The organism is Sphingobacterium multivorum (assembly GCF_900457465.1).
Taxonomy (GTDB): Bacteria; Bacteroidota; Bacteroidia; order Sphingobacteriales; family Sphingobacteriaceae; genus Sphingobacterium; species Sphingobacterium multivorum.
The window spans coordinates 763412-779277 of the sequence record NZ_UAUU01000011.1; the positions used below are offsets into that span (position 1 = coordinate 763412).

Below are 15866 nucleotides of genomic sequence, written 5' to 3' on the forward strand. Positions count from 1 at the left end.
AAGAAATTATACCCTCAATGGTGATAACTTAGCATCAAAAAGTACTGGTCAAGAAAAAATCCCAAGCTGAAAGCTTGGGATATTGATAAGTGCGGAAGAAGGGACTCGAACCCCCACGCCTTGCGGCGCCAGATCCTAAGTCTGGTGCGGCTACCAATTACGCCACTTCCGCATTAGGATTTCTTATGATGTCGCAAATATAAAAACCAAAGTGCTATCTTGCAAATCGATAAGCGAGATTCCTCCTCCTAAATACGGATCATCCTGTTTATGAATGGAATATTTTTCAATAGGATCCTTGTTTCTTTAATCATGTGATCAGCAGACGGCTTGTTTATCCAATTTTTTGATGAAATGCTTGCTGTCCTAATCAAGTTTTGTTAAGGCCTTTGAATTTCGTAACAAAAATACATATTGAAAGAAGTCTGTTGTATGATTCGTTTCAGCAGGTATGATATTTTCGCCAAAAAGCCGTGATTTTACAGTTATTAAATCTTGAGAAGTAGCATAAGGTGAATGTGCTGCATTGAGTTTAAATAACGATATACTATTTGGTCGACTTAATTCTTTTAGATCCTGAATGCCTTTCACGAGCATAAGTGGGCCATCTGCATTTACCCATTCTACTTTTTCATCTTCAGGGGTTGGAAATTGAGGATTCTTTGGAAAATACATTTCACTAGCAATGGTATAACTAACAAAGCTAGATACTTTATAGCCGCTACTTTTCAAGCGTGTAGCAAAAGGATCATTGGTTGCATCCTTTCCTTTTTGTAAAACATGAAAAAAACCAAATAGTCCATATAGTTTTTGACCATCAATATGGTGATTTTTAATATAATTTTCCAAATTTAACAGCATAGCTGAATCCCTGGATACGTCAGATTTATCCGCTGTAAAGCTTTTGTCTATGCCAATAACAGTGATTTTTGCCGAATCGGCAAGGTGGCGGTTATAATCATAAATTTCGACCCATTTTTGATATAGCTCTAAACTAGACTGTTGCGGGATACGTTTGCGAATGGAGCGAACCACATCTTTCAGTAGGGCGTTATCTTTTAGCGGCTTGGATAAAAAGCTGTTTAGTTTGTTGGCATTTGTACTATCCATCTCAGCAATGTAATATTTAACACCGAGCTTTTTGTTCAAATAAAATAACAGCTCTTTGTCCAACTTTTGATTGTCTGCGTAGCCATGAATTTCCCCGAGTAAAAAAATATCCGAATTATAGAAACTATTGTCGAATAGAGAATCTACAATACGATCCTTAATCTCCGTTTTATGAAGCTTGAGGTACGCTATATTTTCCGCGTTGGTATTTCCTATAAATATCCGATTGGAAATGAAAAAATAGAGGAATAATAGCCCAATAATAGCCAGTATAGAAAAAAATGTAATCTTAATAAATTTAAAAAACTTTTTCATAAATGAGGTTTTGGCAAAGGTATTATTTTTCAAGGAATGAACCAATAAGTATCCATGCATATAATTAAAATATATGTATTGGTGTTTTTAAAAATTGGTTCATTCTTTAATAGAATTGGGTCATTTTTCAATGACTATTTCCATAGGACGATTGTTGGCGCACAGTGAACCGCTGCGGGCTTATTTTACAGTTTTTTGTACAATAACAGCGATTTTGTAGTTACCCCGTAGCGTTTGTGTCCCTTGTTCCTTGTTCGGATAAGGAACGATATCCTGTAATGAAATGGTATATCCGTTGGTGTTGGCAGTTCTTTGGTAACCTCTATCCTGTAGGTCTATTGTTGCGAGCTTTATTGTCGTGGGTTTAGTTGCTTTCTCTACGATCTCAATTTCTGCTACTGCAACTCCAGACCAGATACAGTTGACGCCTTCAGGGCAACGGCTATCTTCTGAAATACCATTAAATTTGATCTTGATCGGATATTCTCGCAATGATTTTCTTTGCCCCTCAGCTAAGGATACACTTTCTCTCTCTGTTCTATTTCCAATATTTTCCTTTTGCGTTGCACAACCCGCTAGCGAACAGAATCCTAGCCCAATAATAATCGTTTTATAATTCATCATCTTCACCGAAATAAAACTAGTATAAATGTTATCCAGTTATCTAGTCATTACTACCAAAATTAAGCCATATTTAAGAAAACGTGCTAATCTTTCGACTCTTAATAGCGCTAAGCTCCCACTTGAATCATTGCTATGGATTTTGAGCGATTATTGCTGTGGTCCATATTCATCATGATCTGGCTTTTCAGATTCTTCACAGCGCGAAAAAAATAGACTGGTAATTGACAGTTTTGATGGATCGAATTGTTCGTCTTTCAGAAGCAACAGATTCTGACGGATGTATTTATTTAAGTATCGATCGTCTTGCTCAGGATTGCCCGCAAAATAGGCCTCATTGTCTGATGCAAACTTACTTACATATCGATTGTTGACGGTATCCAAGACGTACTGTTCGAGGTCAGGATAAAATAGGGTATAATATGCGTTACTAAATATTGCTAGGGGGTCAATATAATTTGCCTGATCATAATCCTTCTTCATGGTCAATATTTCGTGCCAGTGTTCTTGATTTGAACCGTCTTGATTTTCTTTTAAAAAACCTCTTTCTCCACCGTAATTGGAGAGTCTGATGGCTAATTTATTCCCTTCAGCCAAATATAGGAAAGCGCTGAAATGTTGACGTGCACGTTGGGGTCTGTTATAAACAGCTATAAAATCATTGAATTTTTCTTCATTGCTATACTGAAAGACTTGATAAGTACTGTCATGTTCCATAAGCTGGTTTTGTACAATAAATTTAAGCGATTGAACCGGTTTGGATTCCTGATGAACAAAAGGGGGGCTGAAACAGTTTGCCTTGTCATTGAAAACCCGATGTGTACTGTCATTATCAAATTGTACATAGGTTTTACCTTCTTCAAAACCTGCCAAATTGATACAAGTACTGTCTGTGAAATTAGGCTTGTGACGCCCATACAGTTGAAATAAAGGGGCTTCATCTGGATAGAAAAGCAGGTAGTCTTTTTCAAAAACATAGAAGCCGAAAACAGATGTAGCATAACCATATAACAGAAATCTGCCATCTTCAAAAAGACAAATCCCGCTATTACCACCATACTGTCCACTGATGGTCTTTGCCTTATCTTTTCCGTTTGGAAAATAGTGCGTGACTTGCTGTGCTTTACTATTTGTTACCATAAGGATAAGACTAATTAAGCCTAGAATTTTTTTAATGAATGACGTGCTTTTACTTTCTTTCCGCATATCTTTTGTTATTTATCAAATTTAAACCATTGCAAAACTGGTTCAATGGTGGTATTTACAATCCGTGCAGGCATTTTACGATTCGCCGAAACCTGTAATGGGGCAAACTAACACATATTCTTTCGCTTGGTAAATTAGCGGTTTTATCCGTCGTATTTTCAACTTACATTAACATCTTTTTTCCACCTATTAGAACAAAATATACCCCACTTAGACCGCTGGTTCGAATATCTTTGATTCTCGTCTGATGAACACTTCGCCTGCTTTGAATGTTCATGGAAATTTATGATGATTTTATTATAGCCAATAAGATAAATAGATGTCAACACTAACCCGTATAAATGCATATATGCATCTCAAAAAACATATTCGAATGAATGTAATTGCAGATCTTGATATGAGTATTTTCTATTTTAAGAAAAGACCTTTGATCGTGATGGATTTGTCAAATGAAAAGATATATTTCAATGATAGTGGATTAGAATGGTTGCGTTCAGAAAAACAAATAGTGCAGCCTGTTCAATGGACTCGGAGTAAGTATCTTCCCTCCAAAAATTGGGCAGGTATAGCTGTACATAACGTAAAGAATGACTTGATTATTCAGCTAATTGACGAATTTTACTTGGCTACATGTGAAATGCTGTCGATAAATCCAATTTCCAAGGAAAATTCGTCCGACAAAATAAAGCTTTAGACAGATTTTAATAGATTTAAATGTGATTCGTCCTCCCAGGCGGAATCAAATCATGAAAAACTAGCATTGAAAATTAGAAATACAAAAAAGAGTAAATTAGTACGATATGGTGGAAGCAAATCATGCATTGCGTATTAAAATATAAATAATAATGAGGATTAACAGAAAATAGGCTAACTTATATTAGGTATTTTAACCTGTTTTATAGGTACTTTAACTTGTTTTGTCTTTGCTGCTTTTTTTTAAATTTTTAATTTTCATCTTTAGCGTATTATAAACGTAAAATTTGAGTCCATTACACAACCTTTCTGAAGAAACATTGATTCTTTTATTGAAAAAAAAGAATCAACAGGCTTTTAGTTATCTTTATGATCACTATGCCGATGCACTCTTTGGTGTGGTTTGTCGTATCGTGGTCTCAACGGAGCATGCGGAAGAAGTCATTCAAGATGTATTCGTCAAAATTTGGCGATATATCGATGTTTTCGATGCAGAAAAAGGCCGCCTTTATACCTGGATGATTAACATTGCCCGCAATACAGCCCTCGATCATCGAAAATCAAAAGCTATCGTAAACGAGCAGAAAAACCAACCGCTCTCAAATATCGTAAATAGGGAGGAAGAACAAGATCTAAGTCAGGGCGAACAACACACGAAAGCAGATTTTATTGGATTTAAAAATATTTTAGATAAATTGAAGCCGGAATGGCGAATCTTGATTGAGATGGCCTACTATGAAGGATATACACAACAAGAAATCGCTGAACAGCTTGATGTGCCGCTAGGAACAGTAAAAACACGTACCAGGGCAGCTTTTATACAATTACAACAATTACTAAAAGAGTACCGCTAGTTTTGGATATTAGAGCATACATATCGTCGGGGATTATTGAATCGTACGTTTTGGGACTTGCTTCTGAAGAGGAAGTGAGCATCTTGAATTGTATTCGAAAAAATAATAGCGAAGTGGAACAAGCCATCATCGAAGCAGAGATTGCACTCGAAGATTTGGCCGATAGCCAAGCGATAGAGATGCCTATGCAATTAAAACAGGATATATGGAATAAACTCATTGCAGAAAATCTAGTACCAAACGAAGATCATAAAATTGATGAAACATTAGTACCTTCTTCTACGGACCATAACGACGTAATTGTTATGGATACCGAAAAGAAAACGCTTGTTGCTCGATCATACAAGTGGACTATTGCTGCAAGCCTATTGTTAGCCGTTAGTATTGGTGCTAATATCTTCCTATATCAACGTAAACAAGATACAGCGAATAAGCTAAATCAGACGACGTCCTTACTTGATGCTGAGCAGGCAAAACTTGCTACCCTACAGGATAAATGGGCTCTCGTTCAAAATCCAGCAATAAAAACAATCCCTCTGAAGGGGGTAGAAACTAAACCCGATTACCTTGCTTTGGTATTCTGGGATCAAGTATCAAAGACGGTTTATCTGAGTATTGAGCACATGCCTGTTGCACCCAAAGGTAAGCAATATCAACTGTGGGCAATGGTCGATGGTAAACCTGTTAATGCCGGTGTTTTTCCACTTGACTTAAAAGGAGATACAGCAAGTAAGATGCTGGATATTCCAAAGGCCCAGGCTTTTGCTATTACCCTCGAAGATGAAGGCGGCAAAGATGTACCGACACTCACAGCATTATGTGTAATGGGGAGTATATAAAAAACAATGCCCTGATGGGATAAACCGATCAGGACATGCTAAAAACAGGTAAACTACGTCTTTTGTTAGGATTTTATAAAAAGACCTGCAATATTAAGTACAGCTTCTGCAGTTAGAGGTTCATCGAAAGACTGGGTTGCTGCATTGGTCGAAATTTTCCCCATGGCACCTGCCAATGTTGTAATATCCACTCCCGCTTGTGTTATATTATTTTCGCCTGCATATACCGGATCGACAACTGCGCCAATACCACTGTCATTACTTCCTGTAATCCAAGGTTTTTGATTGGCAGTTCCACCTCCGCGAGCACGACGCATTTGGCGGATATGAGAGGCATGTCGTGCCTCAACAGAATGGATCTGAAGCGCCGCAGTCAGTACAACACGATTGCCGAGTAAAATTCCCGCTTGCCCTTTATAAGCTCTTACCCCGGTGTCTTCAAATGCTTGTGCGATAGCTAAAAATGTGTCGTAGTCACTGAAAACATTGCCGAAAGTCCCCCCAGCGGTGAAATCAAAGGTTGGCTTTGAAACAGCTTTATTGCCTAATACCTGTTTAAGAAAATTCACATGTGCAATTTCATGGTCACGAATGGTGGTTATCGCACCGAGTGGTTTACCTGTGGGGATAAGACCTGCTTTGGCAACAGCCATAGTGTAGTATTCTGCTTCGAGATATTCCAAAGTCAACGCATAGTTGAGTACTCCATTGACATCTGTGGGAGCCGTAGCACCATAAGCTTTTTTAAAGAGCTCACCTATCATAAAGGGCAGGGCAGCCAAAGTTATTTTTTTGCTCATTGAAGCCAAACTTTTAATTGCTTCGCGACGAGGGCTGATGCGATCGCTGAATTCAGGATCTACAGCATTTATTTGTTCAAAAACGTTTAAGAGATTCATGATAATCAGTTTTTAGGTGAATTAATAAGTTGGTAGATCGCTCACATCAATCTTAGATTTAATAAATGGCGCTGCGGCACTAAGGACAACGCTTGGACTCTTTGCGACATCAAGACCATTTGAATCCACTACTTCCTGATTGGCAAAGCTACCATTGTCGATCATATCCCTGACCCAGGCGGCATGTCTAGCTTCAACAGACACGATCTTGCCAGCCAACAGTAAATAATTGACATCTTTTATTAACCATCCAGCACCATTGTAGGCCGAAACGCCAAGATCTTCAAATGTTTTTGCTGTTGCCAGTACCGTTTCGCGACTGCTGAAATTGATACCGCCTAAATTAAATTCAAGACTTGAAATGGCTTTGGCCCCTAGGGCTACCTTGAAAAACTCACGATGAGCAATTTCATGATCACGGATATCCGTAAAAAAAGTTTTTTCCATGTCCGTCATGCCACTATAGGGGTTGTTGACTAGCTGGATATAAAATGCAGCTTCAAGTTGTTCAAGTGCATAGGCATAATTTAGGATGGCAATGTCGCCGCTACCAAAGTACATGCCCTTACCACCGTTATCCATGCCATCATCGTGGTCTTTTTTGCAACTCGACATACCCAGGATGGCTAATGTAGCAGCACTGGCTCCTGCATATTTTAAAAAAATCTCTTCGTCTGAGATCTCTTTTGTCCATGTCACTATTGGAGTTCAATAGTGTTTCGTTGTGAGAGGTTATCTTTTCCATAACAAAAGTCTTTTAGTTTATAATTTTTTTCTGTACTTATACCCATTTACGACTTTTTGGAAAGCTTGGATTTCATAAATTCTTTTTTTTTTAAAATATATTTTTGGCATTGAAAAACCGATATAATCTTCTCCCTTTTGGGAACCGAAGGCAGCACGGCGCTTATTATCGGTGATCTTTTAATCTAATAGTTTGTTTTTTATTTAAAACTATTTTAACACAGCGGTGTTCATGATTATATTTTATCATGCTATTACCGCTGGTTTTCTACTTTTTACGATAGACTAAGAAAAGTTAAAACCAAATCGATATTAATTGGGCATTGGAATGATTCAAATCAATCGTTAAAGATTAGTGAAATATTATTTGTACGTTAGCGCATGCTATACATTTGGACCTATAAAGACTTCGAAGATAAAATTATTAACAATACAGGCTTTTGAATGAACGCTAAATTATCGCCAAAGAATGAATCAGATCGGATACGCGTGTTGCATGAATACGAAATTTTAAACACAGCAGCCGAGGAAGAGTTTGACCGCATTACGAAAATTGCATCACTAGTCTGCGGTACACCCATCTCATTGATTTCACTAGTGGATAAGGATATGCAGTGGTTTAAATCGCGGGTTGGCTTGGAGATAGACGAAACAACGCGCGATGTTTCTTTTTGCCAATATACGCTGGAAGAAGATCAGCTGATGGAAGTTGAGGACGCCAAAAAAGACGATCGCTTCAAATCGAATGAACTCGTTATCTTAGAACCAAACATTCGCTATTATGCTGGATTACCATTAATCGATCCCAACGGATATGCCTTAGGGGCCTTATGTGTTATTGATCGTGTTCCAAGGCAGCTCGATCAGCATCAAAAAGAGATCCTAACCCTTCTTCGGGATGAGGTTGTCGCGCTTATTGTCAACAGAAAAGAAAAAGAAAAGTATAAAGAAAGTGAACAAAAACTGAAAGCATTTTTCGATAACTCTCAGGGACTTATGTGTACGCATGATCTGAAGGGCAATTTTATAGCCGTCAATGAAGCTGGAGCCAAGACTTTGGGCTATACACGGGAGGAGATTCAGTTACGATCACTTTTTGATATTGTCCCATCGGAGGGGCACAAGAATTTACAGGACTATCTGGGCGCAATTGTTCAACGCGGAACAATCAAAGGAGAAATGCGAACCTTGACACGCTCGGGTGAGACGCGTATCTGGATGTTTAATAATATTTTGCAGACCAATGGGAACAAAATACCCTATGTGATTGGCAATGCCGTGGATATTACGGAACAGCATTTTCTAGAAAAGGAACTGAAGCATGCCCAAGCAACATTGATGCGGACTGGAAGGGTAGCTAGAATTGGAGGCTGGGAATATACGCCTGCTGATGGGAAGATTGTTTGGTCCGAAATTACGCGAGAAATTCATGAAGTACCCGAAGACTATGAACCAGAGCTAACAACTGCGTTACAGTTCTATAAAGCGGGATCAAGTAGGAATAAAATACGGACTGCCATTGAACATGCACTCGCTACGGGAGAAGCTTGGGATTTGGAGCTTGAGATTGTCACCTTCGCTGGTCATGAACTGTGGATACGTGCATTGGGAAATGCTGATTTTGAAAATGGCCATTGCGTTCGTTTATACGGTACCTTTCAGGATATTGATAAGCGTAAACGCATCGAAGCAGAGTCTTCGAATTCAAAAAAACTGCTTTCAGAAGTATTGGATGCAACCTCCGCTGTAGCTATTATCGCGACCGATACGACTGGTGTAGTCACATTGTTTAATACAGGAGCGGAAAACCTTTTGGGATACCGCAGTGAAGAGGTCATTGGGAAATTGGGGCTTGAACATTTTCATTTGAAAGAGGAGCTCGTGTTGAGAGCTAAGGAACTGGAAGTTGAATTAGGACGTTCGGTAGATAAACTTCGTTTCTTTGTAGATATGGCAGAGCTGCATGGTGCTGAACAGCGAGAGTGGACCTATTGTCGAAAAGATGGATCTAGATTGTATGTTTCCTTAGCCGTTACATTTATTCGGGATATTAACGAAAATGTTATCGGTTATCTTGCGATTGCAACTGATATTAGCCGGATTATTCATCAACGGGAAGAGCTGGAAAAGGCGAAATTAGTAGCTGAACAGGCAAGTGCAGCAAAATCACAATTTTTGGCAAATATGAGCCATGAGCTTCGTACACCTTTGAATGGGATTGTTGGCTTTACCGATTTGTTGCTTGGGACAGCACTTGAAGATACTCAACGGGAATATCTGAGTATCGTTGATCAATCAGCCAATTTATTGCTTGGAATTGTAAACGACATTCTAGATTTCTCCAAAATTGAGGCTGGCAAACTAGAACTGGACGTTGAACAGACGGATCTTCAGGACTTGGTTATTCAACTGACAAACTTTCTCAATATGCAGATCAAAGCCAAAAATTTAGAGTTTTATCTGAATATCGCGGCCGATGTGCCACATTATATTTGGGTTGATGCCCTCCGTATCAAGCAAGTATTGATGAATTTATTGAGCAACGCCACAAAATTTACCGAGAAGGGAACCGTTGAACTCAGCATTACAGTAGAATCACATGATGCCACCCAGGCTGTTCTGTGCTTTAGCGTCAAAGATACAGGCATAGGTATCAAAGAGGACAATGTGGAACGGATATTTGATGCATTCACACAGGAAGATAACTCGATGACTAAACGTTATGGGGGAACTGGCCTTGGACTAACAATATCGAATAAATTGCTTAAAATGATGGGCAGTGAATTGAAATTGGAGAGTACCTTTGGTGCCGGTAGTCGTTTCTTTTTCACTATTAATGTTCCCGCCGTTTGGGAAATTAATGCGTGGGATGAATTAAAAAAAATAAAGGATGTACTAATTGTTGCAGAGGAAGAGTCGGAGCGAAATGATTTGGATCGGATGTTATCGTTAAAGAAGATTAATACCGTGCATGCAAAAACTGGATTTGAGGTATTACAGATATTAAAAAAGGGACATCATTTTGATGCAATTTTGATCGATCATCAATTGCCTATCATCAGCGGTATTGAAACGATACAGAATATTCGTGAAAAAAATTTCGATAACAATACTGAGCCGACCATTATTCCTATTTTTAGTTCGAATCAGCAGGATATAGAACAGCTATGTCATTCCGTGGCCATAAGTAGATGGTTAGTCAAACCCTTTACGCCGGAGGAGCTGTATACAGCTTTAGTAAAGGTGAACGTTTCTTAGTTTGAAGTAAGCTCTCAAAGTTGCATGAGCCGTATTTACGACCTAAGTTATCCATTTATGCACAGTTAATAGGTTCTCTTGATAGGGCGATGATGAAGTGTCTGATTTCCTTTGAATATGATTTTTTTGATTTCTAGCGTATCAAGAGCATGTTTATTATCGCAAGTTTCGGATTTTACAGCATTATCTTTCTGGATAGCTTTGTGTTGGATAATAAATAAAACACCATGCAAATTTTTAAAGATAAAGTCATCCTGATTACAGGGGCTAATAGGGGGATAGGAAAGTCACTGGTAAGTGCATTGCTCAATAACGGTGCAGGGAAGATATATGCAACCTGCCGGGATTTAAAAAATATGCCAGCATTCAACGATCATCGAATCGTACCGCTGCAACTAGACATTACCGATGTTAAACAAGTAGAAATGAGTGCGCTAGCAGCCCCAGATACTGAGATTCTGATTAACAATGCAGGAACCTTAAATCCAGGGAATATGCTACAAGGAGAAGTATTGGCTATGGAAAATGATCTGAAGGTAAATTATTTTGGAACAATAAACATGATGCGTGCATTTGCTCCAATTCTGATAAAGAATAGGCCATCTATCATGATCAACATTGTTTCGATTGCCGCCTATTCGCCTTTACCTTCTATTGCTGGGTACGCTGCTTCCAAAGCAGCACTTTATTCTGCTACACAATCTGTTCGAATTGAACTGGCTAAAAGGGATGTGACAGTATATGCTGTTAATCCGGGAGCAATTGATACCGATATCAACAAGGGAAGTGATTGGGATATGCCAGACCCAGATCGTATCGCAATAAAGATAGTAGAAAGTGTCGCAGCCGGAAACCTCGATATAGTCCCGGATGAAATGGGACAAGGTATGTATGCCGCATGGCGAGAAGAGCCTGCGAAATTATCAAAAATATTTTCTGATCTCTATCATCAAGAAAATTAGATGTTCACTATTGTTCGGCGCTATCGATGTTTATGAGTAGCGCCGAACAGTATGCTGACGATCAAAGAAGACGCTGTCTCCAAAGTCGATTTTACAATTCGGATCCAAATAAAATTTGAAACTTTATTACATTAAATGGAAAAGGACCAAGATCGCTTCGAAATGCAACGATTGACTATTCTTTTGATTTTAGGTATGGGATACGATATAGTTCATCAAATCTTTTCTTATCATCCCGATAGCTGCTGACGGCTCCAAATTTATGCATCATTTTAATATAGCACCATGCGAGATCTATCTGATAAGGCTTAAAGCCACTCCGCGCACTCTTTGGATATAAATGGTGGTTGTTGTGCCATTCGCCTGCTACAATGCCAGGCCATAACTGGTTTATGGATTTGTCTCTCTCATTGAAATCGATACCTTCACGTTGTTTGTCTTCACCTTTTGCATGCCCTTCATAGTTGAATGTGCGCACACCGACTGCCCAAAAGCCGGCGGCTCCAAAGAGTGTACAGGCAAGTGCGTGACCACCGATTAAATAAAAGGCGGCATACCAAAAAGCCCAGTTTAATATCCAGGATCCTATTGCATGTGAAGGATTGACGTACGACCCCCACTTTTGATATTGCGCATAACTATTAGCTGTTACACCCGTGTGTCGCATAAGCAATTTGACGCGGTTATAGGAATTTTCCGTAAGGTTCTTAGCAATAGGCTGGTGATTTACATCGGCTAAAAAACAGTATAGAAAGCCAGCTTGGGCATTATAGGGATCACCCGGTTTATCGGATTTTGCGTGGTGAACATGATGTGAAATAACATATATTTCTTCGGGAATTACATTGATGGTCAAATTCTGCGTGAAAAAACGCCAGAAACCGTTGCGGAATTTAAATGCGCCGTGTGTCGCAAATCGATGATGCCATATCGTTCCATGGGTCCCCATAACGATCATACTGTACAGGAACGCGGCTAACACAGTCCACCAACTGAAATGGTAAACCAAAAAGAGGATAAAAAAGGGGATGAGGCAAGCTACTTTTAACCAGCTAAAAAAGGGTAACCAATTTCGTTTATCCTTAAAAATATTAAGGCGTTTGAAGAATTCAGTGAAAATTTCTTTTTTGCTTGGCTTTACGAGATTTCCATCGGCGTCTTTCCATCCGTAGGTTGGAACTTGCAGGACATGGTCTAAAAAGGGCATTTGTGGTTGATGTAAATTATAATTTTTGCTAAAGGTATCATATTCCATGGTTAAAAAGTGTTAATGTTAAAAGTTTAACATATCCTTAAGATGTATCAAGCAATTCGAGAAGGATGAAATAGCTTGCTGGAAGATATAATATTAATAAGCAAAGGCATCACGATTAATGCTTATTTTACCATAAAGTGATACGGAATTTAAAGGGAGTTTATAGCTATTCATCCGAATGAGGTCCCTATAAGGTCCGTATGAAGTCCCTATAAGGTCCCTGTTATTATTAAAGTTTTAAGGGCCATATTCTAACACTTTATACTATTGTTCTTTAATGAATTTCATCTCAAACTCATTCTCTTTTCTTACGACTTGTTTTAGGTCAGGCGTAAATTGAAGTTCTATTCCAAGCCCCATTTTGAAGAGATCATTTCCAAGATAATCGAGCGCTACATTTTCTTGACTGGGGGCCTCTAAAATAAGCATACTGTCTTTCTGTACAAAGGTGAGCTTAAATGCGGGCGATATCTCGGCAGCATAGGTGCCCAAATAGCGCTCGATGTGTTCGATAGCCCGTTTTTTTACCTCATAAGGTTCTATGGCGGTAATATTTTCCATATTTTCTAAACGTGCCATCAATCCCCAGCCATAAAAATCATTGGATATTCCAATGAGCAATTGGTTTTCACCTTTTTTAAGTTTTAAGCGGCTATTCCCGTTCTGTACAGATATCCTTCCGTCGGGATACCTTTTCATATTCTGCCTAAAGATATTTTTGTCTGTGTAGGTAATCTGATCATTTAGGTAAAGCCATATTTCATCTGAGAATCCAAGCTGGAGATTAGCTAATGTAGGTTCTTGTGCTGTAATAATAGTTTTTAGCCATATTATCCGACGCTTTTCGGCACTACCGAAGCGTCTTGTAAGGTTTACCAATCCATACCGCTCGGTTGCTATTTTTTCCGTGAAGGCTTCGTCTTTCGGCAGGTCACGAAAAGTAGTTGGTTCTCGCCCTTCTTCCAAAGTCGTGGGTTGGGTTATCGACCAACTTCGGATATAATTGGCCTCATGTCGGGTCAGGTCCACACCTTCGGCTTGCGGTAGGTTCTCAATTTCATTAGGTTTAATCTCGATATTACTGATGTATGCATCGCCGTCGAAGGCAATGCTTCCAGTATTTTCTCGTCCCTCGAGTTTTGGTACGGTCAATCTCAAGCTGTTATTGACAAAAACCTGCATTTGCACACCTGATATGACGAGTTTAATATGATTCCATTCTTCTGTTTTAGCAGCCGCAGGTGCCTGATATTGGGGATAGATGTCCCACATGTTGACACCGTCTAAGATGGGACAGTACTGAATGCCTTCATTAGCGAATGGATTGGCCATTTTAGGAACTCGGAGATAGACAATCTCCTGTTCTTTTTCATTTTTTCGATGAAAATAAATGGCGCTGGCGAACTCTGTTTTTGAAGGTATCACATCATACTCGATGGTTCCGTCTTTAAAAATTAAGTCTTTAATCACGACTGGACCAGATGCTGGAGCGATTTTCATTGCTTTACGACCTTTAAAGTTTAGAAAATCAACTTTTCCGTGCTGGAAGGACCATTGTTCTGCGTTTAATGGAATGCTCTTGCTTATTGATGCTTTGCTATTTTTTTCTTGAGTATAACTTTGTAATAGAATGACCCATATGAAGGCTAGTGTCAAAAATATCTTTTTCATGTTAATTAAATTTTTGATAAATTTAACGGATAGACCTTATTTCAACTCGCTCAACCTTGCGGCAAGTTTATTCAAGTTTGTTCAAGCAGATTGTTTGTTTTTAAAATGTTGATATATAATAAATTATGGTTAAGTTGAGTGATCCCGAATTGTTTCTGCATCTTAAGAATTCCATTGAAAATCAACTTGAATGGGGGGAAACAGCTCATTGGAGTACAGCTGATTTTGAAAAACTTTCGGACAAGATACAGGAGAAAACGGGAGTAATACTTAGTGTTTCTACGTTGAAGCGGATTTTTGGTAGGATTGATTACCAGAGCAAACCAGCCCTCACGACATTAAATACATTGGCGCGCTACGTTGATCATGAGGACTGGCGGGCTTTTCGGAATGCTTATGCACAGAAATATATACCGCAGGAGCAGGCATTGCATAAATCCGCTTTTGAACCAAAGGTGAAGAAAAGAAAACAGCACGGTCCTATATTTATTATCGCTATTTCATCTGTTTTCGTCCTTGTCTTGGTCGGACTTTTCGGTAATAGGTTTATTCCAAATAAGAAGCCTATTAATAATAGTGCCTTCCACTTCTCGTCGAAGACAATGCTGACAGAAGGCTTGCCAAATTCGGTCGTTTTTAATTACGATGCTTCTGCTGCAAATGAAAACGATTCGGTATTTATTGCACAAAGTTGGGACACCAGCCGTAAGATACAGGTGGATAGAAAGGGCAAACACCATTCTGCGATTTATTATTATCCAGGTTACTTTAGAGCTAAACTGATTATTGGGAATAAAATTGTTCGAGAACATGATATACAGATTAAAACCAATGGCTGGCTAGGATTAGTAGAAGCAGCCTCGGGAAAGGAGCCTTTGTATTTCAAAAAAACTGAAATCGTGTTACCCCATGAAACTGCCATTACTCAGGAATTGTTGAATAGCTATAACGTCGACCTCCTCCCTGATGCTCCACTGGTAAGACTTTACAATCAAAAGGATATGACAGGAGTTATGACCGACAACTTTAGTTTTGAAACAGACATCAAAACAGGAGCGAGCAATAATGGTAATAATTGCCAGCGTGTGGAAGTACTCTTACAGGCTAAAAACGATATCATCATTGTACCTTTAGTAAATACAGCCTGTATCGGTGACATAGCTCTTACAGCTGGTGGCTTTTATACGGATAGCAAACAAGATGACCTCAGTGGATTTGGCTGCGATCTTTCCAAGTGGACCAAGCTTAAAATAGTTTGTAAAAATCAGCAGGTTAAATTTTGGATCAATGATAAACCTACATACACTACGATGATTAAAAATGCACCAACTGAAATAGTTGGTCTGCAATATCGTTTTAAAGGGGCAGGTTTTGTTAGAAATACCCGTTTAAGTGGGTCGGAGAGGAAGGATATTAGTTTTTGATAGGTAAACCAATTA

13 protein-coding genes and 1 tRNA gene are annotated in these 15866 nt (G+C 38.9%); 6 read left to right on the top strand and 8 right to left on the bottom strand.

Annotated elements, in window-relative coordinates:
* Nucleotides 1-90: 90 nt before the first annotated feature.
* The 4 genes from DTA23_RS20440 to DTA23_RS20455 all read right to left on the bottom strand — a co-directional run bounded on the left by DTA23_RS20440 (nucleotide 91) and on the right by DTA23_RS20455 (nucleotide 3186).
* Nucleotides 91-172: transfer RNA gene (locus DTA23_RS20440), tRNA-Leu, on the bottom strand.
* Nucleotides 173-366: 194 nt separating this feature from the next.
* On the bottom strand, nucleotides 367-1110 hold the full coding sequence (locus DTA23_RS20445; protein WP_256604488.1) for a hypothetical protein: 744 nt from the start codon (nucleotides 1108-1110) through the stop codon (nucleotides 367-369).
* Nucleotides 1111-1605: 495 nt separating this feature from the next.
* Nucleotides 1606-2049 carry a hypothetical protein gene (locus DTA23_RS20450; protein WP_112375867.1) on the bottom strand — a complete coding sequence of 148 codons (444 nt, stop codon included), beginning with the start codon at nucleotides 2047-2049 and terminating at the stop codon, nucleotides 1606-1608.
* A gap of 147 nt (nucleotides 2050-2196) precedes the next feature.
* Entirely contained in the window at nucleotides 2197-3186 is a 990-nt protein-coding gene (locus DTA23_RS20455) for a preprotein translocase subunit SecD (protein ID WP_146753151.1), read from the bottom strand.
* Between the two features lie 439 nt (nucleotides 3187-3625).
* Here DTA23_RS20455 and DTA23_RS20460 point away from each other — a divergent pair, with 439 nt between their 5' ends.
* From DTA23_RS20460 to DTA23_RS20470, 3 genes are all read left to right on the top strand, one after another.
* Nucleotides 3626-3946 (top strand): hypothetical protein, encoded by a 321-nt coding sequence (locus DTA23_RS20460; protein WP_146753153.1) that lies wholly within the window; start codon nucleotides 3626-3628, stop codon nucleotides 3944-3946.
* 286 nt (nucleotides 3947-4232) lie between these two features.
* Nucleotides 4233-4799 (top strand): RNA polymerase sigma factor, encoded by a 567-nt coding sequence (locus tag DTA23_RS20465; RefSeq protein ID WP_112375870.1) that lies wholly within the window; start codon nucleotides 4233-4235, stop codon nucleotides 4797-4799.
* Nucleotides 4800-4801: 2 nt separating this feature from the next.
* Nucleotides 4802-5638, top strand: coding sequence for an anti-sigma factor (locus tag DTA23_RS20470; RefSeq protein ID WP_112375871.1), 837 nt, complete (start codon nucleotides 4802-4804; stop codon nucleotides 5636-5638).
* 65 nt (nucleotides 5639-5703) lie between these two features.
* Here DTA23_RS20470 and DTA23_RS20475 read toward each other — a convergent pair whose 3' ends face one another.
* Nucleotides 5704-6537: a ferritin-like domain-containing protein gene (locus DTA23_RS20475; RefSeq protein WP_112375872.1), complete on the bottom strand. Its 834-nt coding sequence runs from the start codon at nucleotides 6535-6537 to the stop codon at nucleotides 5704-5706.
* Nucleotides 6538-6558: 21 nt separating this feature from the next.
* Nucleotides 6559-7236 (bottom strand): ferritin-like domain-containing protein, encoded by a 678-nt coding sequence (locus DTA23_RS20480; protein ID WP_256604489.1) that lies wholly within the window; start codon nucleotides 7234-7236, stop codon nucleotides 6559-6561.
* Between the two features lie 489 nt (nucleotides 7237-7725).
* Between DTA23_RS20480 and DTA23_RS20485 the strand changes: the two genes are divergently transcribed.
* Nucleotides 7726-10539 (top strand): PAS domain S-box protein, encoded by a 2814-nt coding sequence (locus tag DTA23_RS20485; RefSeq protein ID WP_112375873.1) that lies wholly within the window; start codon nucleotides 7726-7728, stop codon nucleotides 10537-10539.
* Between the two features lie 227 nt (nucleotides 10540-10766).
* Entirely contained in the window at nucleotides 10767-11501 is a 735-nt protein-coding gene (locus DTA23_RS20490) for an SDR family NAD(P)-dependent oxidoreductase (RefSeq protein WP_112375874.1), read from the top strand.
* Nucleotides 11502-11676: 175 nt separating this feature from the next.
* Here the strand turns inward: DTA23_RS20490 and DTA23_RS20495 are convergent, their stop codons facing one another.
* Both DTA23_RS20495 and DTA23_RS20500 read right to left on the bottom strand, forming a co-directional pair.
* Nucleotides 11677-12756 carry a fatty acid desaturase gene (locus tag DTA23_RS20495; RefSeq protein WP_239468819.1) on the bottom strand — a complete coding sequence of 360 codons (1080 nt, stop codon included), beginning with the start codon at nucleotides 12754-12756 and terminating at the stop codon, nucleotides 11677-11679.
* A gap of 264 nt (nucleotides 12757-13020) precedes the next feature.
* On the bottom strand, nucleotides 13021-14427 hold the full coding sequence (locus tag DTA23_RS20500; protein WP_112375875.1) for a LamG domain-containing protein: 1407 nt from the start codon (nucleotides 14425-14427) through the stop codon (nucleotides 13021-13023).
* A gap of 125 nt (nucleotides 14428-14552) precedes the next feature.
* Between DTA23_RS20500 and DTA23_RS20505 the strand changes: the two genes are divergently transcribed.
* Nucleotides 14553-15851, top strand: a complete 1299-nt coding sequence (locus DTA23_RS20505; RefSeq protein ID WP_070566861.1) for a hypothetical protein — start codon at nucleotides 14553-14555, stop codon at nucleotides 15849-15851.
* Nucleotides 15852-15866: the final 15 nt, after the last annotated feature.

Coding starts and splice junctions, on each gene's coding strand:
- DTA23_RS20445 (WP_256604488.1), bottom strand. CDS start 1,110: ATGGATAGTACAAATGCCAACAAACTAAACAGCTTTTTATCCAAGCCG.
- DTA23_RS20450 (WP_112375867.1), bottom strand. CDS start 2,049: ATGATGAATTATAAAACGATTATTATTGGGCTAGGATTCTGTTCGCTA.
- DTA23_RS20455 (WP_146753151.1), bottom strand. CDS start 3,186: ATGGTAACAAATAGTAAAGCACAGCAAGTCACGCACTATTTTCCAAAC.
- DTA23_RS20460 (WP_146753153.1), top strand. CDS start 3,626: ATGAATGTAATTGCAGATCTTGATATGAGTATTTTCTATTTTAAGAAA.
- DTA23_RS20475 (WP_112375872.1), bottom strand. CDS start 6,537: ATGAATCTCTTAAACGTTTTTGAACAAATAAATGCTGTAGATCCTGAA.
- DTA23_RS20485 (WP_112375873.1), top strand. CDS start 7,726: ATGAACGCTAAATTATCGCCAAAGAATGAATCAGATCGGATACGCGTG.
- DTA23_RS20490 (WP_112375874.1), top strand. CDS start 10,767: ATGCAAATTTTTAAAGATAAAGTCATCCTGATTACAGGGGCTAATAGG.
- DTA23_RS20495 (WP_239468819.1), bottom strand. CDS start 12,756: ATGGAATATGATACCTTTAGCAAAAATTATAATTTACATCAACCACAA.
- DTA23_RS20500 (WP_112375875.1), bottom strand. CDS start 14,427: ATGAAAAAGATATTTTTGACACTAGCCTTCATATGGGTCATTCTATTA.
- DTA23_RS20505 (WP_070566861.1), top strand. CDS start 14,553: ATGGTTAAGTTGAGTGATCCCGAATTGTTTCTGCATCTTAAGAATTCC.